The 24,108-nt window shown below is 69.6% G+C and carries 23 protein-coding genes; 14 read left to right on the top strand and 9 right to left on the bottom strand.

Annotation, left to right across the window (positions count from 1 at the left end; genetic code table 11):
* Nucleotides 1–73 precede the first annotated feature (73 nt).
* Nucleotides 74–853: a 2-keto-4-pentenoate hydratase gene (locus E9232_RS22610; protein WP_309797741.1), complete on the bottom strand. Its 780-nt coding sequence runs from the start codon at nt 851–853 to the stop codon at nt 74–76.
* Nucleotides 854–919: 66 nt separating this feature from the next.
* Between E9232_RS22610 and E9232_RS22605 the strand changes: the two genes are divergently transcribed.
* The 7 genes from E9232_RS22605 (at nt 920) to E9232_RS22575 (ending at nt 7,038) form a co-directional block, all read left to right on the top strand.
* Nucleotides 920–1,672, top strand: coding sequence for an SDR family oxidoreductase (locus tag E9232_RS22605; RefSeq protein ID WP_309797740.1), 753 nt, complete (start codon nt 920–922; stop codon nt 1,670–1,672).
* A 49-nt stretch (nt 1,673–1,721) separates the two neighbouring features.
* On the top strand, nt 1,722–2,495 hold the full coding sequence (locus tag E9232_RS22600) for a FadR/GntR family transcriptional regulator (protein ID WP_309797738.1): 774 nt from the start codon (nt 1,722–1,724) through the stop codon (nt 2,493–2,495).
* Nucleotides 2,496–2,627: 132 nt separating this feature from the next.
* Nucleotides 2,628–3,620 carry a Bug family tripartite tricarboxylate transporter substrate binding protein gene (locus tag E9232_RS22595; protein ID WP_309797736.1) on the top strand — a complete coding sequence of 331 codons (993 nt, stop codon included), beginning with the start codon at nt 2,628–2,630 and terminating at the stop codon, nt 3,618–3,620.
* A 30-nt stretch (nt 3,621–3,650) separates the two neighbouring features.
* On the top strand, nt 3,651–4,670 hold the full coding sequence (locus E9232_RS22590) for an aldo/keto reductase (RefSeq protein ID WP_309797734.1): 1,020 nt from the start codon (nt 3,651–3,653) through the stop codon (nt 4,668–4,670).
* 36 nt (nt 4,671–4,706) lie between these two features.
* Nucleotides 4,707–5,633 (top strand): sugar kinase, encoded by a 927-nt coding sequence (locus E9232_RS22585; RefSeq protein ID WP_309797732.1) that lies wholly within the window; start codon nt 4,707–4,709, stop codon nt 5,631–5,633.
* A 269-nt stretch (nt 5,634–5,902) separates the two neighbouring features.
* On the top strand, nt 5,903–6,532 hold the full coding sequence (eda, locus tag E9232_RS22580) for a bifunctional 4-hydroxy-2-oxoglutarate aldolase/2-dehydro-3-deoxy-phosphogluconate aldolase (protein WP_309797730.1): 630 nt from the start codon (nt 5,903–5,905) through the stop codon (nt 6,530–6,532).
* Nucleotides 6,529–7,038 (top strand): GNAT family N-acetyltransferase, encoded by a 510-nt coding sequence (locus E9232_RS22575; protein ID WP_309797728.1) that lies wholly within the window; start codon nt 6,529–6,531, stop codon nt 7,036–7,038. The genes eda and E9232_RS22575 overlap by 4 nt, the downstream gene beginning before the upstream one ends.
* Before the next feature lie 134 nt (nt 7,039–7,172).
* Here the strand turns inward: E9232_RS22575 and pgmG are convergent, their stop codons facing one another.
* The 7 genes from pgmG to E9232_RS22540 all read right to left on the bottom strand — a co-directional run bounded on the left by pgmG (nt 7,173) and on the right by E9232_RS22540 (nt 14,633).
* Entirely contained in the window at nt 7,173–8,567 is a 1,395-nt protein-coding gene (gene pgmG / locus E9232_RS22570) for a phosphoglucomutase/phosphomannomutase PgmG (RefSeq protein ID WP_309797726.1), read from the bottom strand.
* A 38-nt stretch (nt 8,568–8,605) separates the two neighbouring features.
* Nucleotides 8,606–9,928 (bottom strand): UDP-glucose dehydrogenase family protein, encoded by a 1,323-nt coding sequence (locus tag E9232_RS22565; protein WP_309797724.1) that lies wholly within the window; start codon nt 9,926–9,928, stop codon nt 8,606–8,608.
* Nucleotides 9,929–9,993: 65 nt separating this feature from the next.
* A complete protein-coding gene (locus E9232_RS22560; RefSeq protein WP_309797722.1) occupies nt 9,994–10,866 on the bottom strand; it encodes a UTP--glucose-1-phosphate uridylyltransferase in 873 nt (290 codons plus the stop codon).
* Between the two features lie 128 nt (nt 10,867–10,994).
* Entirely contained in the window at nt 10,995–11,579 is a 585-nt protein-coding gene (locus E9232_RS22555) for a hypothetical protein (protein WP_309797720.1), read from the bottom strand.
* A 60-nt stretch (nt 11,580–11,639) separates the two neighbouring features.
* Nucleotides 11,640–12,524, bottom strand: coding sequence for an Hsp33 family molecular chaperone HslO (locus E9232_RS22550; protein ID WP_309797717.1), 885 nt, complete (start codon nt 12,522–12,524; stop codon nt 11,640–11,642).
* A 2-nt stretch (nt 12,525–12,526) separates the two neighbouring features.
* A complete protein-coding gene (gene argF / locus E9232_RS22545; RefSeq protein WP_309797715.1) occupies nt 12,527–13,444 on the bottom strand; it encodes an ornithine carbamoyltransferase in 918 nt (305 codons plus the stop codon).
* Nucleotides 13,437–14,633, bottom strand: coding sequence for an aspartate aminotransferase family protein (locus tag E9232_RS22540; protein ID WP_309797714.1), 1,197 nt, complete (start codon nt 14,631–14,633; stop codon nt 13,437–13,439). The genes argF and E9232_RS22540 overlap by 8 nt, the downstream gene beginning before the upstream one ends.
* 201 nt (nt 14,634–14,834) lie before the next feature.
* Between E9232_RS22540 and rpmI the strand changes: the two genes are divergently transcribed.
* From rpmI to pheT, 4 genes are all read left to right on the top strand, one after another.
* On the top strand, nt 14,835–15,035 hold the full coding sequence (gene rpmI, locus E9232_RS22535; RefSeq protein WP_309797712.1) for a 50S ribosomal protein L35: 201 nt from the start codon (nt 14,835–14,837) through the stop codon (nt 15,033–15,035).
* Between the two features lie 18 nt (nt 15,036–15,053).
* Nucleotides 15,054–15,419 carry a 50S ribosomal protein L20 gene (gene rplT / locus E9232_RS22530; RefSeq protein ID WP_309797710.1) on the top strand — a complete coding sequence of 122 codons (366 nt, stop codon included), beginning with the start codon at nt 15,054–15,056 and terminating at the stop codon, nt 15,417–15,419.
* 132 nt (nt 15,420–15,551) lie between these two features.
* Nucleotides 15,552–16,628, top strand: coding sequence for a phenylalanine--tRNA ligase subunit alpha (gene pheS / locus E9232_RS22525; protein WP_309797708.1), 1,077 nt, complete (start codon nt 15,552–15,554; stop codon nt 16,626–16,628).
* 43 nt (nt 16,629–16,671) lie between these two features.
* A complete protein-coding gene (gene pheT, locus E9232_RS22520; protein WP_309797706.1) occupies nt 16,672–19,074 on the top strand; it encodes a phenylalanine--tRNA ligase subunit beta in 2,403 nt (800 codons plus the stop codon).
* 64 nt (nt 19,075–19,138) lie between these two features.
* On the opposite strand, the gene E9232_RS22515 is transcribed toward pheT, so the two are convergent.
* Nucleotides 19,139–20,251, bottom strand: coding sequence for a D-alanyl-D-alanine carboxypeptidase family protein (locus E9232_RS22515; RefSeq protein WP_309797703.1), 1,113 nt, complete (start codon nt 20,249–20,251; stop codon nt 19,139–19,141).
* A gap of 384 nt (nt 20,252–20,635) precedes the next feature.
* Between E9232_RS22515 and E9232_RS22510 the strand changes: the two genes are divergently transcribed.
* The 3 genes from E9232_RS22510 (at nt 20,636) to clpA (ending at nt 24,090) form a co-directional block, all read left to right on the top strand.
* Nucleotides 20,636–21,172: a phasin family protein gene (locus E9232_RS22510; protein ID WP_309797701.1), complete on the top strand. Its 537-nt coding sequence runs from the start codon at nt 20,636–20,638 to the stop codon at nt 21,170–21,172.
* Nucleotides 21,173–21,374: 202 nt separating this feature from the next.
* Nucleotides 21,375–21,713: an ATP-dependent Clp protease adapter ClpS gene (gene clpS, locus E9232_RS22505; RefSeq protein ID WP_309797697.1), complete on the top strand. Its 339-nt coding sequence runs from the start codon at nt 21,375–21,377 to the stop codon at nt 21,711–21,713.
* A gap of 37 nt (nt 21,714–21,750) precedes the next feature.
* Complete coding sequence (clpA, locus tag E9232_RS22500; RefSeq protein WP_309797695.1) at nt 21,751–24,090, top strand: ATP-dependent Clp protease ATP-binding subunit ClpA; 2,340 nt, start codon at nt 21,751–21,753, stop codon at nt 24,088–24,090.
* Nucleotides 24,091–24,108 lie beyond the last annotated feature (18 nt).

The raw sequence follows: 24,108 nt of genomic DNA, 5'->3' as shown, positions 1-24,108 counted from the left end.
AGCCTCCCGTTGGTTCTGTCTCGGCACCTCCATGACTCGACGGCGGGCGGGACGGAAAGTCCAGCGCGAACGCTCAGGCCGTCATCTCGACCCGGCCCAGCGCCTCGATCTCGATCGCCACATGGGCGCCCGGCCCGATCCATTGGGTCTGCACCAGGCTGCCCAGCAGCACGGTCTCGCCTGCCATCAGGCCCCGGCCGCGGGTGCCCAGCGTGGTGGCCAGCCAGGCCAGTGCCGCCAGCGGATGGCCCAGCACGTCCCGCCCATGGCCGCGCCCGACCTCGACGCCGTCGACCAGCATGCGGCCGGACAGGGCGGCCAGGTCCAGGCCGCGCCAATCCGCCACCGGGGCGCCCAGCACGCAGCCGGCCTGGAAGAAATCGTCGGCCAGCAGGGTCGGGGCGCCCAGTGCGGCGAAATCGGCATAGCGGTCGTCCACCACCTCGATCGCCGGCAGCACCGCCTCCACCACCGCCGCCACGCTGGCGCGGTCATGGGGGCCGGGCGGCAGGTCACGGCCGATCCGCACCGCGATCTCGCACTCCACCCCGAGGCGGTGATGCGCCGCTGCCGCAAAGCGCCCGGGGCTCGGCTGGACATTGGCCTGGAAGATGCCGCCCTCGCAGGGTTCGGGGATGCCGAGGAAGCGCTGCATCACCGGGGTGGTGCAGCCGATCTTCCAGCCGACCCGCGGCCCCAGCCCGGCGGCGGACAGGCGCTGGTGCACCGCATCCTGCAGGCGGCGGCCGGCGGCGGCGTCGGCCGGGCGCAGGCCCTGCGGCAGGCCGGCGAAGGCGCCGGGCCGCAGGCGGTTGGCGGCCAGGAGATCGGCCGCATTCGGCGGGGTGGCCACATCACACTCCATTGGTAGGACCCTCATCCTCTGCTACCTTCATTCGTCGGACAAGAGGAGGACGCCATGGCAGGAGTGCTGCTCGTCACCGGCGCGGGGCGCGGCATCGGCGCCGCGATCGCCCGGCTGGGCGCCGCCCGCGGCTGGCGCGTCGCGGTCAACTACAGCCGGTCGCGCGCGCCGGCCGAAGCGCTGGTGGCGGAGATCGCGGCGGCGGGCGGCGAGGCGGCCGCCTTCGCCGCCGACATCGGCGACAGCGCCGCGGTCACCGCCATGTTCGCCGAGATCGACCAGGTGCTGGGGCCGGTCACGTCGCTGGTCAACAACGCCGGAATCATCGGCCCGGTGGCTCGGGTCGAGGCGCTGGACGACCCGCAGGCCCTGGTTGCGCTCTACGCCACCAACGTCTTCGGCGTGTTCCACTGCAGCCGCGAGGCGATCCGGCGGATGTCGCGGCGCCGGGGCGGCCCGGGCGGGGTGATCATCAACATCTCCTCGGTCGCGGCGCGCCATGGCGGGCTGGCGGGGGAGGTGGCCTACGCCTCGTCCAAGGGCGCCATCGACTCCCTGACCACCGGCCTGGCGCGTGAGGTGGCGGCCGACGGCATCCGCGTCGTCGGGCTGCGCCCGGGCCTGACCGACACCGACATCAATGACGGCCATGACGGCGGCAAGTCGGTGCTGGGCGTGATCGCGCCGACCATCCCGCTCGGCCGCATCGGCCGGCCGGAGGAGATCGCCGAGGCGGCGCTGTTCCTGCTGTCCGACGCCGCCTCCTACATGACCGCGACCACCATCGACGTGTCGGGGGGGCGCTGACACCCCCTTTTTTTGTCAAATCATTGCAACGCGGGAGAAAACGGCGACAATGGCCCAGGATCCAAAGAAGGTCGACGACCGCGGCATGAAGAAAAACGGATACCCCTCCGCCGGCCTGCATGGCCGCGTCGTCCACGACATCGGAGCCCGGATCGTCTCCGGCAAGATCCCGCCGGGTGATACGCTGCCCAGCGAAGGCGAGCTGGCCGAGACCTACGGGGCCAGCCGTTCGGCGATCCGCGAGGCGGTGAAGGTGCTGGCGGCCAAGGGGCTGGTGGAACCGCGCCGCCGCTCCGGCACCCGGGTGCGGCCGCGTGAATCCTGGAACCTGCTGGACCCCGACATCCTCGGCTGGCATTCGCCCGAGGCGCTGATCCCGAGCTTCCGCCGCGACCTGGTCGAGCTGCGCTGGGCGATCGAGCCGGCGGCGGCGGAGCTGGCGGCCCGCCGGTCGCAGCCCGAGGACCGCGCCGTGATCCTGGAGGCGCTGGACGAGATGGAGAAGGCGGGCGAGGACCCGCGCGCCTTCTACAGCGCCGATGTCCGCTTCCACCTCGCCGTGTTCGCCGCCAGCCGCAACGTCCTGATCGACCGGCTCAGCACCATCCTCGGGCCGCTGCTGACCATGAGCTTCCAGGCCCAGGCGCGGCACAACCGGGCCTTCCCGCTGGCGGTGGGCGACCACCGCGCGGTCTATGAGGGCATCGCGGCGGGTGACGCCAAGGCGGCGCGCAAGGCGATGCAGTTCATCATGAACCAGAGCGCCCGCGAGCTCGAAGCCGCCAGCCCGGCCGTCGCGATCGCCGCCGACGCGCCGGCCTGATAGCGGCCGCGGCGCGGGTTGTCAGCGCCGCCATCCTCCGCGACAATCGCCGGGACCGGACGCTGCCGCCAGGACGCGGCGTCCGAACGACAAGAACCGCGCACCAGCCATTGGATCAAAGAGGGGGGAACCATGACCATGCCGCACGGCCTGATTCGACGAACCATCCTGCTGGCGGGGCTGGCGGCCTGCGTCGCGCTTCCGGCCGGGACGGCGTCGGCCGCCGACTATCCGTCGCGGCCGATCACCATGGTGGTGCCGTTCGCCGCCGGCGGGTCGACCGACTTGGTGGCCCGCATCATCGCCGAGAAGATGACCGAGGATCTCGGCCAGACCGTGATCGTCGAGAACAAGGCCGGGGCGGGCGGCAACATCGGCGCCGCCGCCGTCGCGACCTCCGATCCCGACGGCTACACCATCCTGATGGGCACCATCGCGACCCACGCGCTGAACCCCGCGATCATGAAGGACATGCCTTATGATCCGGTGAAGAGCTTCGCGCCGATCTCGCTGCTGGTGCTGGTGCCCAACGTGCTCGAGGTCAACCCCGAGCTGCCGGTCAAGTCGGTGCAGGAGCTGATCGCGCTGCTGAAATCCAAGCCGGGCGAATACAGCTACGCCTCCTCCGGCATCGGCACCCCGCTGCATCTGTCGGGCGAGCTGTTCAAGGCCCTGGCCGGCGTCGACATGGTGCATGTGCCCTATCGCGGCGCCGGGCCGGCGCTGAACGATGTGGTGGCGGGCCAGGTGCCGATCATGTTCGACAACCTGCCGTCCTCGACCCAGTTCATCAAGGCGGGCACGCTGCGGGCCCTGGCGGTCACCACCAAGACCCGCTCCCCCAGCTTCCCCGACCTGCCGACGATGGAGGAGGCGGGGGTGCCGGGCTACGAGACCTACACCTGGAACGCCCTGTTCGCCCCGGCCGGCACGCCCCAGGCGGTGGTCGACCGGCTGAACGCCGCGGCGGTCAAGGCGGTTAAGGACCCAGGCCTGCAGCCGCGCCTGGCCGATCTCAGCGCCACCGTGGTCGGCTCCTCCGCCGACGAGCTGGCCAAGCATGTGGTGCTCGAACTCGCGAAATGGGCGCCGATCGTCAAGGCCTCCGGCGCCGACCAACAGTGACCTCCGAGGACTGACAGGGAGAGTTCGCCGATGCCGTTCGAGACCCGCCGCCTGGGCCGGACCGATGTCGCCGTGACCACGCTCGGCTTCGGCTCGGCGGCGCTCGGCGAACTCTTCGTCAAGGTGCCGGAACCCCAGGCCCAGGCCACGCTGCAGGCGGCCTGGGATGCCGGCATCCGCTATTTCGACACCGCCCCCTGGTACGGGCTCGGCCTGGCCGAGCACCGGCTGGGCAGCTTCCTGCACGGCCAGAAGCGCGGCGAGTTCAGGGTCTCGACCAAGGTCGGGCGCTGGCTGCGGCCCTCGCCGCATCCGGAGAGCTACCATTCCGACAAATGGGCCGGCGGGCTGCCCTTCGACGTCGTCTTCGACTACGGCTATGACGGCATCATGCGGGCGATGGAGCAGATCTGGATGCGGCTGACCCTGCCGCGGATCGACCTGCTGCTGATCCATGACCTCGACCTGCCGCACCACGCCACCGAGGGCCGGGTGCGGGCCCATCTCGACCAGCTGTCGTCATCGGGCTGGAGGGCGCTGGAGCAGCTGAAGTCGTCCGGCGTGATCGGCGCGGTCGGCGCCGGCATCAACGTCAACGGCATGATCCCGCGGCTGCTCGACGCCGCCGATCTCGACGCCTTCCTGGTGGCGATGCCCTACACGCTGATGGAGCAGGCGCCGCTGGCCGAGGAGTTCCCGATGTGCCAGCGCCATGGCGCCGGCATCGTCATCGGCGGCGTCTTCGCCTCCGGCCTGCTCGCCACCGGGCCGGTCGCCGGCGCCAAGTACAATTACCGCGACGCGACGGCGGAGGAGCTGGAGCGCTGCCGCCGGATCGAGCGGGTCTGTGCCGCGCATGGCGTGCCGCTGGCCGCGGCGGCGCTGCAGTTCCCGCTGGGCCATCCGATCGTGGCCTCGGTCATCCCCGGGGCGCTGTCGCCCGACCAGGTGGTGCGCAACGTCGAGAATTTCCGCTACCCGATCCCCGCCGGCCTGTGGTCGGATCTGAAATCGGAAACCTTGATTCGCACCGACGCGCCGACACCCTGAATGGACCGGCGGTAAGCTGGGGAAGGGCGTGTTGCCATGCGTGTAGCGTCGATCGGCGAGTGCATGATCGAGATTGCGGTGAAGTCCGGCGGCGATGCCCAGCTCGCCAGCGGCGGCGACACGCTGAACACCGCGGTCTATCTCGCCCGCCAGGGCGTCGCGGTCGACTACGCCACCGCGCTGGGCGACGACCCCTACAGCGATGAGATGCTGGCGCGCTGGCAGGCGGAAGGGGTGGGGACCGGGCTGGTGCCGCGCCTGCCCGGCCGGGTGCCCGGCCTCTACATGATCCGCACCGACGACCGGGGCGAGCGCAGCTTCCACTACTGGCGCGACCGGGCGCCGGCGCGCGAGCTGTTCGAGCTGCCGGGGTCGGACGGGCTGGTCGAGCGGCTGCTGGGCTACGACCTGATCTACTTCTCCGGCATCACCCTGTCGCTGTACAGCGACCGCGGCCGCGACGCCTTCCATGCCGCCTTGGCAGCTGCCAAGGCGAAGGGCGCCCGCATCGCCTTCGACGGCAACTACCGGCCGCGCGGCTGGCCCGACAAGGCCCGGGCGCAGGCGGTGTTCGAACGCTTCCTGCGGCTGGCGACCCACGCCCTGCCGACCTTCGACGACGAACAGGCGCTGTTCGGCGACGCCGACCCGCAGGCCACCATCGCCCGGCTGCGCGGCTGGGGCGTCGGCGAGATCGTGGTGAAGAGCGGGGCCGAAGGCTGCCACATCGCCGCGGACGGGGCGGAGACGACGGTGCCGGTGCCGGTGCGGGTGACCCCGGTCGACACCACCGCCGCGGGCGACAGCTTCAACGCCGGCTACCTCGCCGGCCGCTTCGCCGGGCTGGACCCGGCGGCGGCGGCGGGGCGCGGCCACCGCCTGGCCGCCGTGGTGATCGGCCATCGCGGCGCCATCGTGCCGCGCGACGCCATGCCGGATTTCGCCGGCGGCCCCGTGGCCTGACGAGATCGTTTTCGGAATTCCCAACACCGTCATTGCGAGCGCAGCGAAGCAATCATCGGGCGGCTCGAACCGGCGCCATGGATTGCTTCGTCGGCTTCGCCTCCTCGCAATGACGACCGGGAATGGGTGTGGTGAAATGGTCCAGCAAGCCGGAAAGGCCACGCGACCGCGTTTCATCGCCGCTCCGGGCGGATGACTCTCCTCCGGGCGCTGCAATTTGCTAAGGTGCGGCGCAACCGAATGACCCGCTGATTGACCCGAGATCCGCCATGACCATCGACGCCATCATCGCCCGCGCCCCGATCATCCCCGTGCTGACCGTCGAGACGGTGGAGGCGGCGATACCGCTGGCCCGTGCCCTGGTCGAAGGCGGCCTGCCGGTGCTGGAGGTGACGCTGCGCACCAAGGTGGCGCTCGAGGTCATCGCCGCGATGGCGCAGGTCCCCGGCGCCGTGGTCGGGGCCGGCACGGTGCTGTCGCCGGCCGACCTCGAGGCGTCGCGCAAGGCCGGCGCCGTGTTCGGCGTCAGCCCGGGCCTGACGCCGGAGCTGGCGCGCGCGGCGGAGGGCTATCCCTTCCTGCCCGGCGCGGTGACGCCGTCGGAGATCATGGCCGCGCGGGATCTGGGCTATGGCGTCCTGAAGTTCTTCCCGGCCGAGATCTATGGCGGCCAGTCGGCGCTGGCGGCCCTGGCCGGCCCGTTCGGCGGCATGCGCTTCTGCCCGACCGGCGGCGTCCGCGAATCCAACCTGCGCACCTACTTGGCCCTGCCGAACGTGGCGGTGGTCGGCGGCACCTGGCTGGCCGGCAAGTCGGAGATGGCAGCGGGCGACTGGGCGGCGATCACCGCCCGCGCCCGCCGTGCGGTGGCCATCGCCCGGGGCGAGGAGGAGGCGTGACCGCCGCGCCCGGCTTCACCCTGCGGGCGCTGCACACCGAAGACTGGCCTGACGTCGCCGAGATGCAGGCCCAGCCGGGCTTTCGCTGGGGCACGCTGCGGCCGCCCTATGAATCCCGCGACGCCGTCCGCAAATGGCTCGAGGACCGGTCGCCGGGCGACCTCTACATCGCGGCCGAGGCCGAGGGCCAGGTGGTCGGGCTGACCGACCTGACCTGCGGGCGGGGCCGCCGCCGGCACGCCGCCGGGATCGGCATGGGCGTGCATGACGGCTGGCAGGGCCAGGGCATCGGCACCGCCCTGATGGCGGCGCTGATCGACGCCGCCGACAACTGGCTGGACCTCAAGCGGCTGGAGCTGACGGTGTGGGCCGACAACGCGCCGGCCCTGGCGTTGTACCGCAAATCCGGCTTCGTCGAGGAGGGTCGGCTGCGCGCCTACGGCTATCGCGACGGCGCCTATGCCGATGTGCTGGCGATGGCGCGGCTCCGGGGTCTTCCAGGGTAGGGAACCGCATTGCTCCCTCTGTCATCCTCGGGCTTGACCCGAGGATCCAGGGGCCATCGAGAGCAGTTTTGGCGGCCCCTGGATCGCCCGGTCAAGCCGGGCAATGACAGAAAAGGGGAGAGCCCCCTCATCTCTCAGTGATGCGCCGAGTCGGTGAAGCTCGGTTCGGCCAGGCCGCTGGCCTTCAGCTGGTCGACGATCTGGGCCTTCAGCCGCTCCAGACCGGCCTCGTCGCCGCTCTCGGCCCGGGCCACCAGCACGTCCTGGGTGTTCGAGGCGCGCAGCAGCCACCAGCCATCCGCCGTGGTCACCCGGGCGCCGTCGATGTCGTTGACGTCGGCGCCGGACTGGCGCAGCCGGGCCATCACCTCGTCGATCACCGCGAACTTCCTGGTCTCGTCGATCTGGAAGCGGACCTCGGGGGTCGACACCGTGCTGGGGAAGGTGTCGCGCAGCGCCGCCAGCGTGCCGCCGCTGCGGCTGACCTGGGCCACCAGGCGCAGGCCGCAATACAGCGCGTCGTCGAAGCCGTACCATCTGTCGGCGAAGAAGATGTGGCCCGACATCTCGCCGGCCAGCGGCGATTTGGTCTCGGCCATCTTCGCCTTGATCAGGGAATGGCCGGTCTTCCACATCAGCGGTGTGCCGCCCAGCTTGGCGATGGCGTCGAACACCGTCTTGCTGGTCTTGACGTCAGCGATGACGACGCCGCCGGGATGGCGCGGCAGCACGTCGATGGCATAGATCGCCACCAGCATGTCGCCCGGGATGATCCGGCCGTTGCCGTCGATGGCACCGATGCGGTCGGCGTCGCCGTCGAAGGCGATGCCCATGTCGGCCTTGGTCTCGGCCACCTTGGCCTGCAACGCCACCAGGTTGTCCGGGATGGTCGGATCCGGATGGTGGTTGGGGAAATGGCCGTCGATGTCGTCGAACAGCAGGATGTGCTTGCCCGGCAGCTTCCTGGTCAGCCGGCGCAGGATCTCGCCGGCGGCGCCGTTGCCGTTGTCCCACACCACCGTCAGGTCGCGTGGCCCGTCATAGTCGCGCAGCATGCGCTCGACATAGAGGTCCTGCAGGTCGACGTTGCTGACGCGGCCCTCGCCCTTGGCCAGGGTGCCGGCGGCGGCGATGCGGCCGATCTCCAGGATCTGGTCGCCATAGACCGGGCCGCCGCGCACCACCATCTTGATGCCGTTGTAGTCCGGCGGGTTGTGCGACCCGGTGACCATCACCCCGGCATCGGCGTCGAGATGCTTCTGCGCGAAGTACAGCATCGGCGTCGGGCCCAGGCCGACCCGCACCACCTCCAGCCCGGTCGAAGCCAGCCCCTCGACCAGCGCCGCCTCCAGCTCGACCGAGCTCAGCCTTCCGTCATAGCCGACCACCACCTGCCGGCCACCCTTGCCCTTGACCATGGTGCCGAAGGCGGATCCCACCGCGCGATAGTCGGCGGCGTTGAGGGTTTTGCCGATGACCCCGCGGATGTCGTACTCGCGAAGAACGGTGGGGTGGAAGCTGTGGGTCATGCGGGCGCGTTCCTTGAGGACGGGTCTTGTTGGCCAGGTCAGCCGGCGGAGCCGGGGACCGGGCGGCCGATGCTGTGATAGCGGAAGCCGGCCTCGGTCATGTCGGCCGGCTTGTAGACGTTGCGCAGGTCGACGAACACCGGGCCGGTCAGCAGCTGGCGCATACGGGCGGGGTCGAGGGCGCGGAACTCGTTCCATTCGGTCAGCATCACCGCGCCGTCGGCGCCGCGCAGCGCCTCATAGGCGCCAGTGGCGTAGTCGATGTCGGTCAGCAGCTTGCGCGCCTCGGTCATCGCCGCCGGGTCGTAGGCCCGGATCCGGGCCCCGGCCTGCTGCAGCGCCGGCACCACGGTCAGGCTGGGGGAATCGCGCATGTCGTCGGTGTTCTGCTTGAAGGCCAGGCCCAGCACCGCGATGGTCTTGCCGGCGACATCGCCGTCGAAGGCCGCGATCACGCGATCGGCCATTTCCGTCTTCCTGGCCTCGTTGACCTCGATCACCGCCTCGATCAGGTGCTGCGGCGCCCCGGCCTCGCGCGCGGTCTGGACGAAGGCCAGCGTGTCCTTGGGGAAGCACGATCCGCCATAGCCCGGGCCGGGATGCAGGAACTTCGGCCCGATGCGCTTGTCCAGCCCGATCGACCGGGCGACGTCATGCACGTTGGCGCCGACCTGCTCGCACAGATTGGCAACCTCGTTGATGAAGGTGACCTTCATCGCCAGGAAGCTGTTGGCGGCATATTTGATCAGCTCCGCCGTTTCCACCGCCGTGATCACGATCGGCCGTTCGATCAGGTACAGCGGCCGGTAGACGTCGGACAGGATCTTCTTGGCGCGTTCGCCCTCGGTGCCGATCACCACCCGGTCGGGCAGCATGAAGTCGCCGATCGCCGAGCCTTCGCGCAGGAATTCCGGGTTCGACGCGACGTCGAAATCGGCGTCCGGCCGGGTCTGGCGGATCACCTCGGCGACCTTGCGGCCGGTGCCGACCGGCACCGTCGATTTGGTGACCACGACGGTGTAGCCGGTCAGGGCCCGCGCGATCTCCTCGGCCGCGGCGAAGACATAGGTCAGGTCGGCATGGCCGTCGCCGCGCCGGCTGGGCGTGCCGACGGCGATGAACACGGCGTCGGCGCCGTCGACCGCGGCGGCCAGGTCGGTGGTGAAGGACAGCCGGCCGGCGGCCGCGTTCTTCGCCACCAGCGCGTCGAGGCCGGGCTCGTAGATCGGCATCTCGTTGCGCTTCAGCCGCTCGATCCGGCCGGCATCCTTGTCGACGCAGACGACGTCGTGGCCGAATTCGGAGAAGCAGGCGCCGGAGACGAGGCCGACATAGCCGCTTCCGATCATGGCGATGCGCATGGGCCCATGTACTCCAGTGTCAGACGGACCGCCGGACCCAAGCCGGCCAAATCATTCCGGCGCGATCATCGCAGATAGGGGGCGATCGCCTCGCGCAGCGCCGCCGACAGATCCGCGCGATCGAGCCCGTAGGCCAGATTGGCGGCGATGAAGCCGACCTTGTCGCCGCAGTCGAAGCGGTCGCCCTCGAAGCGGGTGCCGTGGAAGGGCTGGTTGCCGATCAGCCGGGCCATCGCGTCGGTCAGCTGGATCTCGCCGCCGGCGCCGCGCTCCTGCCGGTCGAGATGGGCGAACACCTCGGGCTGCAGGATGTAGCGGCCGACGACCGAGAGGTCGGACGGTGCGTCTTCCGGCTTCGGCTTCTCGACCAGACCGGTGACCTCGGCGACGGTGCCGTCATCCTGGCCGATGGCGAGGATGCCGTAGCGCGAGGTCAGCGCCTTCGGCACTTCGCGCACCGCGATCACGTTGCCGCCATGGCTGGCATAGGCCTTGGCCATCTGCGCCAGCAGCGGGGTCTTGCATTTGAAGATCTCGTCCGGCAGCAGCACCGCGAAGGGCCGGTTGCCGACCAGGTGGCGGGCGCACCACACGGCATGGCCGAGGCCGAGCGGCTGGGCCTGTCGCACGAAGCTGAACTGGCCGGGCGGCAGCTCGGCATCCCGCGCCGCCTTCAGCTGCTCCGTCTTGTTGCGCGCCTCGAGGCTGGCATAGAGCTCGGTGTGCTGGTCGAAATGGTCCTCCAGCGCGGTCTTGCCCCGGCTCGAGACGAAGATGAACTCCTCGATCCCGGCGGCCTTGGCCTCCTCGACCGCGTATTGCAGCACCGGCTTGTCGACGACGCAGAGCATTTCCTTGGGCACCGCCTTGGTGGCGGGCAGCGACCGGGTGCCAAGACCCGCGACGGGGAAGACGGCAACCTTGACGGGCTCGGACATGAACGCCTTCTTCTGAAACCTGGAACGCCGCTAAGAACGCTTCACCTCATGCCTTGTGCCATAGGCGACGGCGAAAAGGAAAGCGGCCGGACGGATGAGGCCCGGCCGCGCGGTCGTACCAATGGCTGTCAGGGCAGCAGCAGCGGCGCCAGATACTGCCGGATGTTGGCCTCGAACTGGCGGTCGAAATCATCCATGCCGTCCCGCACCAGGCCGCTCGTCGCCTGGGCCTGGTCGGCGGCGCTGGACCCGTCGGTCAGGGTGGTCGAGCGTTCGACCTTCACGTCGGTGTAGCCGCCGGTGTAGGTGCCCACGGGGCCGATCTCGAGCCGGGCGACCAAGTGCAGGGTCAGCTTCTGCGCCGGCTGGTCGTTGAACAGCGAGGTCAGGCCGCCCTGGGTGGCCAGCCGCTCCTGCGTCAGGCTGGCCTGCTGGATGACCAGCCGGGCGGTCCCGGCGCGCCCGGCCGCCTGCAGCCGCGCCGCGCCCCAGTTGCGGATCGCCGCCGCCGGACTCTGCGCCAGGGTGGCACCGAAGCCGGCCGCGCCCGCAGCGGACTGGTCGACGGTGTCGACCCGGGCGACGTTCAGCCGGATCGGCGCACGCCCGGCGAAATTCACCGGCTGCAAGGGCGTCAGGTCGGCCGGGCCGCTGCAGGCCGCGAGCAGCAGGGCGGCGCCGGCGAGCAGGCTGCGTCGGGTGAGATGGGGCATCGGGGCTCTCCGGGACTGGAACATCTGCGGGTGTCCGGGCGGACCCGGCCTCCCGCCGGGTCAGGCGGCGTACAGCGCCGCGAGCTGGTCTTCGTCGAACACGTAGCGGGTGTTGCAGAACTCGCAGTCGACCTCGACCCGGCCGTCGACGGCCAGGCTCTCGACCTCCGCCCGCGGCAGCGAGGACAGCATCGCCGTCACCCGTTCGCGCGAACAGCGGCACGAGAAGCGCATCGGCTGGGGCGCGAAGACCCGCACCCCGTCCTCATTGAACAGGCGGTACAGCAGTGCCTCGCCCGCCAGCTGCGGCTCGGTCAGCTCGTCATCGGTGGCCGAACCCAGCAGCACCATGGAACGGCGCCAATCGTCCTCGCGATCGGTCGGCACCTCCTTCTCGGGGTCGGGCAGGCGCTGCAGCATGATGCCGCCGCCGCGCCAACCGGTCGGGGTCAGCCGCACGGCTGAGCGCAGGCCCGCCTGCAACTGCTCCGACTGGCGGAAGTAATGCTGGGCGCATTCCCACAGCGTCTCGCCGGACAGGTCGACGATGCCCTGGTAGCGCTCGGTGTCCGCACCCTGGTCGACGGTGAAGGCCAGGTGGCCGCGGCCCATCAGGGCGGGCACCGTGGTGCTGCCCTCGGCCTCGGCCAGCCGGGCTTCGTCGAACACGGCATGGGCGCGGACGGCGCCGTCCGCGGTGACGTCGGCCACCACCAGCCGCACCGGCCCGTCGCCCTTGGCCTGCAGGGTGAACACGCCCTCGTATTTCAGGGCGCTGGCCAGCAGCGCGGTCAGCACCACGGTCTCGGCCAGCAGATGGGCGACCGGCTCGGGATAGGCGTGGCGGCCGAGGATGTCGTCGAGCAGCGGGCCGAACCGGACCAGCCGGCCGCGCAGCCCCGACGCCTCGATCTGGAAGGGGAGGACGATATCGTCGGCCACCATGGTCACAACGCTCCGAGACACCACAGCAGGATGCCCTTCTGGGCGTGCAGGCGGTTCTCCGCCTCGTCCCAGACCACCGATTGCAGCCCGTCGATCACGCCGTCCGTCACCTCCTCGCCGCGATGGGCCGGCAGGCAGTGCATGAACAGCGCATCGGGCTTGGCCTGCGCCATCAGCCGCTCGTCGACCTGGTAGGGCCGCAGCAGGTTGTGGCGCGACGCGGCATCCTTGTCGCCCATCGACACCCAGGTGTCGGTGACGACGAGGTCGGCGCCGCGCACCGTGGTGTCCGGATCGGTGCCGACCGAGACCCGGGCCCCCTCGCGATGCGCCCAGTGGATCAGGTCGGCCGGCGGCGCCAGCTCGTCCGGGCAGGCCAGGCGCAGCTCGAAATCGAACATGGCGGCGGCGCGGATCCAGGACCGGGCGACGTTGTTGCCGTCGCCGCTCCAGGCGGCGACGCGGCCGGCGATCGGGCCGCGCAGCTCCTCGAAGGTCATCACATCGGCCATCAGCTGGCAGGGATGGGTCTCGTCGGTCAGGCCGTTGATGACAGGGACGGTCGCGTTCTCCGCCATCTCGCGCAGGCGGTCCTCGTCCGAGGTCCGCAGCATGATGGCGTCGACATAGCGTGACAGCACCCGGGCGGTGTCGGCGATGGTCTCGCCGCGGCCCAGCTGGATCTCCGCCCCGGTCAGCATCACCACCTCGCCGCCGAGCTGGCGCATGCCGACCTCGAAGGAGACGCGGGTGCGGGTCGACGGCTTCTCGAAGATCAGCGCCAGGGTCTGGCCGGCCAGCGGCTTCGACCGGGTGCCGCGCGGATCGGTGCGCTTGAGGTCGAGCGACCGGTCGATGATCTGCCGCAGGTCGCCCTTGGACAGATGGTGCAGGTCGGTGAAGTGCCGGATGTCAGCCATTCGCCGCCGCCTTGCCCGATGTCGCCCGCGCGCCGCAGACCTTGTCGAAGGCCGCGATCGCCTCGGCGATCTCGGCCGCGCCGATGGTCAGCGGCGGCAGGATGCGGATGACGTTCTCGCCGGCGCCCACGGTCAGCAGGCCCGCGGCCCGCAGCTCGGGGACGATCTGGTCGCTCGGCTGCACGCATTTCAGGCCCAGCATCAGCCCGTTGCCGCGCACCTCCTCCAGCACCGTCGGGTGGCGCTTCACCAGCGCCTCCAGCTCGGCCTTGAAGGCTTGGCCGGTGCGCTCGACCGTCTCGAAGAAGCCGTCGGCCAGGACGATGTCGAGCACGGCGTTGCCGACCGCCATGGCCAGCGGGTTGCCGGCATAGGTCGACCCGTGGGTGCCGGGGGTCATGCCGCAGGCCGCCTCCTCGGTCGCCATGAAGGCGCCGAGCGGGAAGCCGCCGCCGATGCCCTTGGCGATGCACATCACATCCGGCGTGATCCCCGCCCATTCATGGGCGAAGAACTTGCCGGTGCGGCCGTAGCCGCACTGGATCTCGTCGAAGAACAGCAGCAGGCCGAACTCGTCGCAGACGCGGCGCAGCTCGCGCAGATATTCCGGCGTGGCGGCCTTGATGCCGCCCTCGCCGATGATCGGCTCGATGCAGATCGCCGCGGTCTCGTCGGTGATCGCCGCGCGCAACTCGTTCATGTTGCCCCAGGCCACCTGGTCGAAGCCGTCGACCAGCGGGCCGAAGCCCTTGATCAGTTTCTCGCCCTTGGCGGCCGAGATCGCGGCCAGGGTCCGGCCGTGGAAGCTGGAGGTGACGGTGATGACCCGCCAGCGCTTCGGGTTGCCGCGGGTGTAGTGGTATTTGCGCACCAGCTTGGTCGCGCCCTCCCACGCCTCGGCGCCGGAATTGGTGAAGAACACCGTGTCGGCGAAGGTGCTGTCGACCAGCCGCTGGGCCAGGCGCTCGCCCTCCGGGATCCGGTACAGGTTCGAGGTGTGCCACAGCTTCGCGGCCTGGTCCTGCAGCGCCTTGACCAGATGCGGATGGCCGTGGCCGAGCGCGCACACGCCGATTCCCGCGATCAGGTCCAGGTATCGTCGCCCGTCGGTCCCGAACAGATACGCCCCTTCGCCCCGCTCGAAGGCGAGGTCGGCACGCGCATAGGTCGGCATCACGGCGGGAATCATGGACAGGCTCGCTGAGAGAGAGTCTTGGACAGAGTCTCGTGGGTTGCGGGAAGGCAGCGACTTAGCCCAGTTTATGCGGTGCTTGTCAACGCGCGCCCGTGCCGTTATAACGCGCGCTTCGTTCGGGGTGGCGAGGCCGGGGTACGACCCCCGGGGCATGCCCAACCACCCTTCCATCGTCTTCCCTCGGAAGGACTGAAAATGCCCAAGATGAAGACCCACTCCAGCGCCAAGAAGCGCTTCCGGCTGACCGCCTCCGGCAAGGTCCGCTACAACTCGGCCTATCGCCGCCACCGACTGCTGACCAAGACCAAGGCAGCGAAGGAGCGGAACCAGGGCACCAAGATCATGTGCGACGCCGACGCGACGAAGGTGAAGCGCTATTTCCTGGTCAACGGCTGAGCAGGGGAGCGCTAAGCAATGGCAAGAGTTTCACGCGGCGTCACCAGCCACGCCCGTCACAAGAAGATCCTCAAGCTCGCCAAGGGCTATCGGGGTCGCGCTTCGACCAACTATCGCGTCGCGATCGAGAAGGTCGAGAAGGCGCTGCAATACGCCTACCGGGATCGCCGCAACAAGAAGCGCGATTTCCGCGGCCTGTGGATCCAGCGCATCAACGCCGGTGTCCGCGAGCACGGGCTGACCTATTCGAAGTTCATGCACGGCATCAAGCTGGCCGGCATCGACATCGACCGCAAGGTCATGTCCGACATCGCCACGCGCGAGCCGGAGTCGTTTAAGGCCTTGGTCGATCAGGCCCAGGCCGCGCTGAAGAACGCCGCTTGATCCGATCCCGCCCCGGCGGGACAGGATATAGCGATAGAGAAGCGGGGGTCGGGCCGAAAGGCTCGGCCCCTTTTTTCATGGCCGTGATATGGCCGCCGGGATAGCCGGCATGCCCATCGGGGAATTCAGGCGATGGAACAGGTTGAGACGCTGAAGCAGGAGCTGGCCGACGCCGTGGCCGCCGCGCAGGACCTCGCGGCGCTGGACACGGTCCGGGTCGGGGCGCTGGGCAAGAAGGGCCGCCTGACCGGGCTGATGGCCGGCCTGCGCGACCTCGACCCCGAGGCGCGCAAGGCCGCGGGCGCGGCGCTGAACGTGGTCAAGGACGAGATCTCGGCGGCGCTCGACGCGCGCAAATCGGTGCTGGAGCGGGCGGCGCTCGACGCCCGGCTGGCGCGGGAGCGGCTGGACGTCTCGCTGCCGGTGCGGCCGGAGCGGACGGGCCGCATCCACCCGATCAGCCAGACCCGGGACGAGATGGTCGCGATCTTCGCCGAGATGGGCTTCACGGTCGCTGAAGGACCCGACATCGAGGACGACTGGCACAACTTCACCGCGCTGAACATCCCGCCGGAGCACCCCGCCCGGCAGATGCACGACACCTTCTACCTGCCGGACCGCCCCGACGGGAAGGCGGCGGTGCTGCGCACCCACACCTCGCCGGTGCAGGTCCGCACCATGCTGTCGCAGAAGCCGCCGATCCGCGTCGTGGTGCCGGGCCGGACCTTCCGGTCCGACTACGACCAGACCCACACCCCGATGTTCCATCAGATCGAGGGGCTGGTGATCGACGAGGCCATCCATATGGGCCATCTGCGCGGCTGCCTGATCGAGTTCTGCCGCACCTTCTTCGACGTGCCCGACCTGCCGCTCCGCTTCCGCCCCAGCTTCTTCCCCTTCACCGAGCCGTCGGCCGAGGTCGACATCGGCTGCTCGCGCAAGGGCGGCGAGCTGAAGATCGGCAACTACGGCGACTGGCTCGAGATCCTGGGCTGCGGCATGGTCCATCCCAAGGTGCTGGAGGCCTGCGGCATCGATTCCACCCGCTACCAGGGCTTCGCCTTCGGCATGGGGATCGAGCGGCCGGCGATGCTGAAATACGGCATCCCCGACCTGCGCACCTTCTTCGACGCCGACCTGCGCTGGCTGAAGCACTACGGCTTCCTGCCGCTGGACGTCCCCAGCCTGGCCACCGGCCTCACCCGTTGACCCGCCCCCCGTTGACACGTCCTGCCGCATCGAGGCCGAGACCATGAAGTTCACCCTGTCCTGGCTGAAGGACCATCTCGACACCACGGCGTCGCTGGGCGAGATCACCGAGACGCTGACCAGCCTCGGGCTTGAGGTCGACGGCGTCGAGGACCCGGCCGCCGCGCTGGCGCCCTTCACCATCGCCTATGTCAAATCGGCGGTGCAGCACCCCAACGCCGACCGGCTGCGGGTCTGCATCGTCGACACCGGCAAGGGCGAGGTCCAGGTGGTGTGCGGCGCGCCCAACGCCCGCACCGGCATGAAGGGCGTGTTCGCCCCGGCGGGCGCGCACATCCCCGGCACCGGCGTCGACCTCAAGCCCGGCGTGATCCGGGGTGAGGCCTCGAACGGCATGCTGTGCTCCGAGCGCGAAATGGGGCTCTCGAACGAGCATGACGGCATCATCGAGCTGCCGGACGACGCGCCGCTGGGCGCCTCCTTCGCCGCCTGGCGCGGGCTGGACGACCCGGTGATCGAGATCGGGCTGACCCCGGACCGCGCGGATTGCGCCGGCATCCGCGGCATCGCCCGCGACCTCGCCGCCGCCGGCCTCGGCACGCTGAAGCCGCTCGACGAGACCGCGGTCGAAGGCCGCTTCCACACCGACCTGACGGTGACGCTGGACTTCCCGGCGGACGCCGCCTCGGCCTGCCCGCTGTTCGTCGCCCGCGTCTTCCGCGGCGTGAAGAACGGCCCCAGCCCGGTCTGGCTGCAGCAGAAGCTGAAGGCGATCGGCCTGCGCCCGATCTCGGCGCTGGTCGACATCACCAACTTCTTCACCTTCGACCGCAACCGGCCGCTGCACGTCTTCGACAAGGCCAAGGTCCAGGGCGGGCTGTCGCTGCGCCTGTCGCAGCCGGGCGAGACGCTGGAGGCGCTGAACGACAAGACCTACACGCTCGGCGACGGCGTGACCGTGATCGCGGACGACGCCGCGGTGCTCAGCCTCGGCGCCATCATGGGCGGCGCCTCGACAGGCGTGTCCGGGGACACCACCGAGGTGATCCTCGAGGCCGCGCTGTTCGACCCGATCCGCACCGCCATGACCGGCCGCGCGCTCGGCATCACCAGCGACGCCCGCTACCGCTTCGAACGCGGCGTCGACCCGGCGGCGGTGTTCGCAGGGGTCGAGCAGGCGACGCGCATGATCCTCGATCTCTGCGGCGGCGAGGCCTCGCAGTTGGTGGTCGCCGGGCGCGAGCCCGACTGGCGCCGCAGCCTGACCCTGCGCCCCAGCCGGGTCGAGAGCCTGGGCGGCATCGTGGTGCCGCGCGAGCGGCAGCAGGCGATCCTGGCGGCGCTCGGCTTCGGCATCTCCGACGGTGCCGATGGCGCCACCGTGGCGGCCGTGCCGTCCTGGCGCGGCGACGTCCAGGGCGAGGCCGACCTGGTCGAGGAGGTGCTGCGGGTCAATGGCTACGACGCCATCCCGGCGGTGCCGCTGCCGCGTATGAGCACCCTGACCCAGTCGGCGCTGACACCCCAGCAGAAGGCGCGCGAGCTGGTGCGGCGCGGCCTGGCGGCGCGCGGCCTGGACGAGGCGGTGACCTGGTCGTTCATGGATGGCCGCGACGCGTCCTGGTTCGGCTTCCAGAACAGCGGGCTGAAGCTGCTCAACCCGATCGCCTCGGATCTCGACACCATGCGGCCCTCGGTGCTGCCGAACCTGATCCGCGCCGCTGGCCGCAACGCCGCGCGCGGCCTGCCCGACGCGGCGCTGTTCGAGATCGGCCCCGTCTATCGCGACGCCACCGAGACCGGCCAGCAAATGGTCGCCTCCGGCGTGCGCAGCGGCCAGAGCGGCCCACGACACTGGGCCCAGCCGCCGCGCCCGGTCGATGCCTTCGACGCCAAGGCCGATGCCATCGGGGCGCTCGACGCCGCCGGGGCGCCGGTCGCCAACCTCGTGGTCTCGACCGACGCGCCGGACTGGTACCACCCCGGCCGCTCCGGCTGCCTGCGGCTGGGGCCGACCGTGCTGGCCCATTTCGGCGAGCTGCATCCGGCGGTGCTGTCGGCGCTGGCGGTGGACGGGCCGGTGGTCGGCTTCGAGGTGTTCCTCGACGCGGTGCCGCAGCCGAAGAAGAAGGCGGGCACGGCCAAGCCGCTCTTGAAGCTGGCGGCGTTCCAGCCGGTGGTGCGCGACTTCGCCTTCGTGGTGGCCGAGGACGTGCCGGCGGATCGCATCGTCAAGGCGGCGAAGGGCGCGGACAAGGCGCTGGTCGCCGATGTCGCGCTGTTCGACGTCTATCGCGGCGCGGGGCTGGGGGAAGGGCGCAAGTCGCTGGCCCTGGCGGTGACGCTGCAGCCGGTCGAGGCGACCCTGACCGACGAGGCGATCGAGGCGGTCGGCAAGAAGATCGTCGCCGCGGTGGAGAAGCAGGGCGGCACGCTGCGCGGTTGACGCAGGCCGCCGCCGGGATCCCTGTGGAAACGGGGATCCCTACCGGGCTGAACGGGGCCGTGGCTCAGCGCGACGCGCGCCGGGCCGGCAGGTGCTTGGGCAGGGGAATGTTGGCCAGGGCGCGGGGCACCGGCTCGAAGCTGACCTTCTGTGCCCGGGCCGGGGCGTGCATCGCGATCATGGCGCCGATGCCGTCGCTGCCGGTCGACCCTTCCTCTTCGGCATCACCCTCCGCCGACGCCAGCATGGCATCGGTGTCGGACGGACGCCGGTCGGGCAGCGGCGGCTCGAACGGCACGCTCGCCACCTGCGTCGCAGCCACCGCGGGCGGGGCGGCCGGCGCGTCGGCGACATAGGCGCCGGTGCCCGAGCCGGCCTCGAAGGCCTCGTCCAGCAGCTCCGCCATCCGGGCGTTGCGCTCGGTCGGGCTGGTGCCGCCGAAGATCACGCCGATCAGCCGGGTCCGGCCCCGCACCGCGGACGCCACGAGATTGAAGCCGGCGGCGCGGATGTAGCCGGTCTTCATGCCGTCCATGCCCGGATAGGCCTGCATCAGCCGGTTGTGGTTCGGGAAGTTGCGGCCGCGATAGCGGAAGTTCTTGGTCGCGAAATAGGGATAGTACTGCGGATAGTCGTTGATCAGCGCCCGGGCCAGCACCGCCATGTCATGCGCGGTCGAGACGTTGTCCGGGTCCGGCAGGCCGTTGGTCGAGCTGAAGTTGGTGCGGCTCATGCCCAGCGCCCGCGCCTGCTGCGTCATCATCCGGGTGAAGCGGGATTCGCTGCCGCCGATCGCCTCGGCCAGCACCACCGACGCGTCGTTGGCCGACTGGGTGACGAGGCCCAGGACCGCGTCCTCCACCCGGATGCGGGACCCGGTCACGAGGCCCAGCTTGGTCGGGGACTGGGCGGCGGCGTAGCCGGACACGGCCAGCCGGGTGTCGAGCGTCAGGTCGCCCTGCTGCAGGCTGCGGAAGGTCAGGTACAGCGTCATCAGCTTGGTCAGCGACGCCGGGTACAGCTGCTGATTCGCATTTTCCTGGTGCAGCACCTCGCCGGTGCGCGCGTCGATGACATAGGCGGCATAGCGCCCCGCCGCCTCGGCCCGGATCGGCAGAAGCGCGAGAGCAAGACAGGCAAGAGCCGCCGCCGCCGATCGCGCAAGGAAACCTGGCATGCCAACCCCCCGCTTCACGCCATTTGCCGGTCTTGGTTCAGGCGTGATTTCAGAAGTGTAAAATAACCCGTTGATTTCTGTCTATAATTCAATTGATGGCAAGGCCATAAATTTCACCGGGCAGACGTGTCGCCCAGCGCGGCCGCAGGGATTTTGGCAGGCTCGGCCGGGTCAAGGCAACGGCGTTGCGGCAAGAGCCGGCGGGCACCGCCACGGCTCGCCCCGGCCTCGTCCCGGGTCAGTTATGTTGCAGTGCACAAAAAACGTTGACAGATCGCATCGACCTGCCCATATTCGCGGCATGTTGCAGTGCAGCATGACCGGTTGCTCCAGGGCATCGCAGGTCGGCTGCGTCGGTCAACCACTTACAGGAGCGCTGTCGTCATGACGACCAGCAAGACCCGCGCCGGGACGAGCAAGGTGCTCGAAGCCGTCGAATCCAACACCGAGATCGTGAGGAACACCGTGGCAGACACCGTGAAGACCAGCCAGGCCGCCGTCGAAAAGAACCTCGCCCAGGGCCTCGCCCTGTCGAAGGAGCAGTTCGAGAAGACCGCCCAGGCGGCCACCAAGGGCTTCGACGACCTCGTCACCCTCGCCAAGGGCAATGTCGACGCCTTCTTCGCGTCGGCCGCCGTCTTCGCCCAGGGCACCGAGCAGCTGAGCCGCGCCTGGTTCGCGCTGCAGCAGGGTGCCGCCGAGCAGGCCGCCGAGGCGACCCGTTCGCTGTTCGCCGCCAAGACCCTGCGTGAGGTCGTCGACCTGCAGTCGACCTACAGCAAGACCGCCTTCGACGGCTTCGTCGCCGAGAGCAGCAAGCTGTCGGAGCTGGGCCTGAAGGTCACCAACGACGCCGTGGCGCCGATCGCCGCCCGCGTCAACGTCGCCGTCGAGAAGCTGTCCAAGCCGCTCGCCGCCTGATCCAACCCTCTTTCCCGGACCGGTGACCCCCAGGGATCGCCGGTTTGAGATCGCGGCCAACGGCCCCGTCGACGATGTCGACGGGGCCGTCCTCATTTCAGCTATTCCGCGTTGCGGGTCTACAACTCCGGCCTCTGCGGCACTATCATCTAACCCAGGGTTCTTCCTTGGGTTCAAAACCGGCAATGCACATCCCATATCCATGAGCGATATCGAACGGAAGGATGATCAAGGAGGCGGCAACGACGCCGGCACCGGGGTTGTCATTCAGACCAAGCCGCGGACGAAGAAGCCGTCCATGTACAAGGTCCTGATGCTGAATGACGACTACACGCCGATGGAGTTCGTCGTCCATATCCTGGAACGCTTTTTCGCGAAGAGTCGCGAGGAAGCGACCACCATCATGCTCCATGTTCACCGGCGGGGTGTGGGCGTCTGCGGCGTTTTCACCTACGAGGTGGCGGAGACGAAGGTGGCGCAGGTGATGGACTTCGCGCGCCGCAACCAGCATCCTCTACAATGTATTCTTGAGAAGGCCTGACCAGGCTTGGCGGGCCCTCCCGGCATGGGGACGACCGATGCTCTCGCGTAATCTGGAGCAGACGCTGCACAGGGCTCTCGCTTTCGCCAATGAGCGACGGCATGAGTACGCCACGCTCGAACACCTGCTGCTGGCGCTGTCCGAAGACCAGGATGCCGTCGCGGTGATGCGTGCCTGCGGCGTCAATCTCGAAAAGCTGCGCCGCGACCTGGTGGGCTATATCGACACCGAACTCGCCACCCTGAAGATCGACGGGATCGAGGACGCGAAGCCGACTGCCGGCTTCCAGCGCGTGCTGCAGCGCGCCGCGATCCACGTCCAGTCCTCGGGGCGGGAGGAGGTGACCGGCGCCAACGTGCTGGTCGCCCTGTTCTCCGAGCGCGAGAGCCATGCGGTGTACTTCCTGCAGGAGCAGGACATGTCCCGCTTCGATGCCGTGAACTACATCAGCCACGGCATCGCCAAGGCCGGGGCCTCGGGCGGAACACGGACAGGGGCAGGGGCGGGCGAATCGCGTCCGATCTCGGGCGCCGACGAGGATGCGCAGGCGGAGAAGGTCGTGAAGAAGGGCTCGGAAGCGCTCAGGACCTATTGCGTCAACCTCAACGAGAAGGCGACGAAGGGCAAGATCGACCCCTTGATCGGCCGTGAGGCCGAGATCGAGCGAACGATCCAGATCCTGTGCCGCCGCTCGAAGAACAATCCGCTCTATGTCGGCGACCCCGGGGTCGGCAAGACCGCCATCGCCGAAGGCCTGGCCCGCCGCATCGTCGACGGCGAAGTGCCGCCGGTGCTGGCCGACGCCACCATCTTCGCGCTCGACATGGGCGCGCTCCTGGCCGGCACCCGCTATCGCGGCGACTTCGAGGAGCGGCTGAAGGCCGTGATGACCGAGCTGGAGAACCTGCCCGGCGCGGTGCTGTTCATCGACGAGATCCACACCGTGATCGGCGCCGGCGCCACCTCGGGCGGGGCGATGGACGCCTCCAACCTGCTGAAGCCGGCGCTGGCCTCGGGCGCGCTGAAGTGCATCGGGTCGACCACCTACAAGGAATACCGGAACTACTTCGAGAAGGACCGTGCCCTGGTCCGCCGGTTCCAGAAGATCGACGTCAACGAGCCGTCGGTCGAGGACACGATCAAGATCCTGCAGGGCCTGAAGACCTATTACGAGAAGCACCACCAGGTGCGCTACACCGCGGATGCCATCCGCACCGCGGTGGAGCTGTCGGCCCGCTACATCGGCGACCGCAAGCTGCCGGACAAGGCGATCGACGTGATCGACGAGGCCGGGGCCGCCCAGATGCTGCTGCCGGCGTCGCGGCGCAAGAAGACCATCGGCATGCGCGACGTCGAGGCGGTGGTGGCGAAGATCGCCCGGATCCCGCCGAAGAGCGTCAGCCGGGACGACAAGACGCTGCTGCAGACCCTCGACCGCGACCTGAAGACCCTGGTGTTCGGCCAGGACCCGGCGATCGATGCGCTGTCGGCCGCGATCAAGCTGGCCCGGGCCGGCCTGCGCGAGCCGGAGAAGCCGATCGGCAACTACCTGTTCTCCGGCCCGACCGGCGTCGGCAAGACCGAGGTGGCGCGCCAGCTGTCCAAGCTGCTCGGCATCGAGCTGGTCCGCTTCGACATGTCGGAATACATGGAGCGGCATTCGATCAGCCGGCTGATCGGCGCCCCGCCGGGCTATGTCGGCTTCGACCAGGGCGGGCTGATGACCGACTCGGTCGACCAGCACCCGCATTGCGTGCTGCTGCTGGACGAGATCGAGAAGGCGCATCCTGATGTCTTCAACATCCTGCTGCAGATCATGGATCACGGGAAGCTGACCGACCACAACGGCAAGTCGGTCGATTTCCGCAACGTCATCCTGATCATGACCACCAACGCCGGCGCCACCGAACTGACCAAGCAGTCGATCGGCTTCGGCGCCAGCCGCAAGGACGATGCCGGCACGGAGGCGATCAACCGGATGTTCACGCCGGAGTTCCGCAACCGGCTCGACGCCACCATCGCCTTCGGCCATCTGACGCCGGAGATCGTGGCCCAGGTGGTGGACAAGTTCGTGATCCAGCTGGAGACCCAGCTGGCCGACCGCCATGTCACCATCGAGCTGACCTCGACGGCGCGGCAGTGGCTGGTCAAGCGCGGCTATGACGAGCTCTACGGCGCCCGGCCGATGGCCCGGGTGATCCAGGAGTACATCAAGAAGCCGCTGGCCAACGAGCTCTTGTTCGGCAAGCTGGTCAAGGGCGGCCAGGTCCGGGTCGACGTCGCGCCGGACGGCGATAGCCTGAGCTTCGACTACATCGAGAATCCGACCGCCCCCGTCTCTTCCGACGACGCGGCCAAGGAACCCGAACTGGCCTGATCGACGGTTGGGCTGAAG

Origin of the sequence: Inquilinus ginsengisoli (assembly GCF_031453975.1) — a bacterium.
GTDB lineage: Bacteria > Pseudomonadota > Alphaproteobacteria > DSM-16000 > Inquilinaceae > Inquilinus > Inquilinus ginsengisoli_A.
Note: the sequence above shows the minus strand (reverse complement) of the source record. Positions and strands in the feature narration are given on the sequence as shown.

Bases quoted from the DNA above. Each gene is read 5' to 3' on its own strand.
- eda (WP_309797730.1), top strand. From the start codon at position 5,903: ATGACCATCGACGCCATCATCGCCCGCGCCCCGATCATCCCCGTGCTG.
- E9232_RS22540 (WP_309797714.1), bottom strand. From the start codon at position 14,633: ATGATTCCCGCCGTGATGCCGACCTATGCGCGTGCCGACCTCGCCTTC.
- E9232_RS22590 (WP_309797734.1), top strand. From the start codon at position 3,651: ATGCCGTTCGAGACCCGCCGCCTGGGCCGGACCGATGTCGCCGTGACC.
- E9232_RS22555 (WP_309797720.1), bottom strand. From the start codon at position 11,579: ATGCCCCATCTCACCCGACGCAGCCTGCTCGCCGGCGCCGCCCTGCTG.
- E9232_RS22515 (WP_309797703.1), bottom strand. From the start codon at position 20,251: ATGCCAGGTTTCCTTGCGCGATCGGCGGCGGCGGCTCTTGCCTGTCTT.
- E9232_RS22510 (WP_309797701.1), top strand. From the start codon at position 20,636: ATGACGACCAGCAAGACCCGCGCCGGGACGAGCAAGGTGCTCGAAGCC.
- argF (WP_309797715.1), bottom strand. From the start codon at position 13,444: ATGGCTGACATCCGGCACTTCACCGACCTGCACCATCTGTCCAAGGGC.
- pheS (WP_309797708.1), top strand. From the start codon at position 15,552: ATGGAACAGGTTGAGACGCTGAAGCAGGAGCTGGCCGACGCCGTGGCC.
- E9232_RS22600 (WP_309797738.1), top strand. From the start codon at position 1,722: ATGGCCCAGGATCCAAAGAAGGTCGACGACCGCGGCATGAAGAAAAAC.
- rplT (WP_309797710.1), top strand. From the start codon at position 15,054: ATGGCAAGAGTTTCACGCGGCGTCACCAGCCACGCCCGTCACAAGAAG.
- E9232_RS22595 (WP_309797736.1), top strand. From the start codon at position 2,628: ATGACCATGCCGCACGGCCTGATTCGACGAACCATCCTGCTGGCGGGG.
- rpmI (WP_309797712.1), top strand. From the start codon at position 14,835: ATGCCCAAGATGAAGACCCACTCCAGCGCCAAGAAGCGCTTCCGGCTG.
- E9232_RS22605 (WP_309797740.1), top strand. From the start codon at position 920: ATGGCAGGAGTGCTGCTCGTCACCGGCGCGGGGCGCGGCATCGGCGCC.
- E9232_RS22585 (WP_309797732.1), top strand. From the start codon at position 4,707: ATGCGTGTAGCGTCGATCGGCGAGTGCATGATCGAGATTGCGGTGAAG.
- clpA (WP_309797695.1), top strand. From the start codon at position 21,751: ATGCTCTCGCGTAATCTGGAGCAGACGCTGCACAGGGCTCTCGCTTTC.
- clpS (WP_309797697.1), top strand. From the start codon at position 21,375: ATGAGCGATATCGAACGGAAGGATGATCAAGGAGGCGGCAACGACGCC.
- E9232_RS22565 (WP_309797724.1), bottom strand. From the start codon at position 9,928: ATGCGCATCGCCATGATCGGAAGCGGCTATGTCGGCCTCGTCTCCGGC.
- E9232_RS22560 (WP_309797722.1), bottom strand. From the start codon at position 10,866: ATGTCCGAGCCCGTCAAGGTTGCCGTCTTCCCCGTCGCGGGTCTTGGC.
- pheT (WP_309797706.1), top strand. From the start codon at position 16,672: ATGAAGTTCACCCTGTCCTGGCTGAAGGACCATCTCGACACCACGGCG.
- E9232_RS22550 (WP_309797717.1), bottom strand. From the start codon at position 12,524: ATGGTGGCCGACGATATCGTCCTCCCCTTCCAGATCGAGGCGTCGGGG.
- pgmG (WP_309797726.1), bottom strand. From the start codon at position 8,567: ATGACCCACAGCTTCCACCCCACCGTTCTTCGCGAGTACGACATCCGC.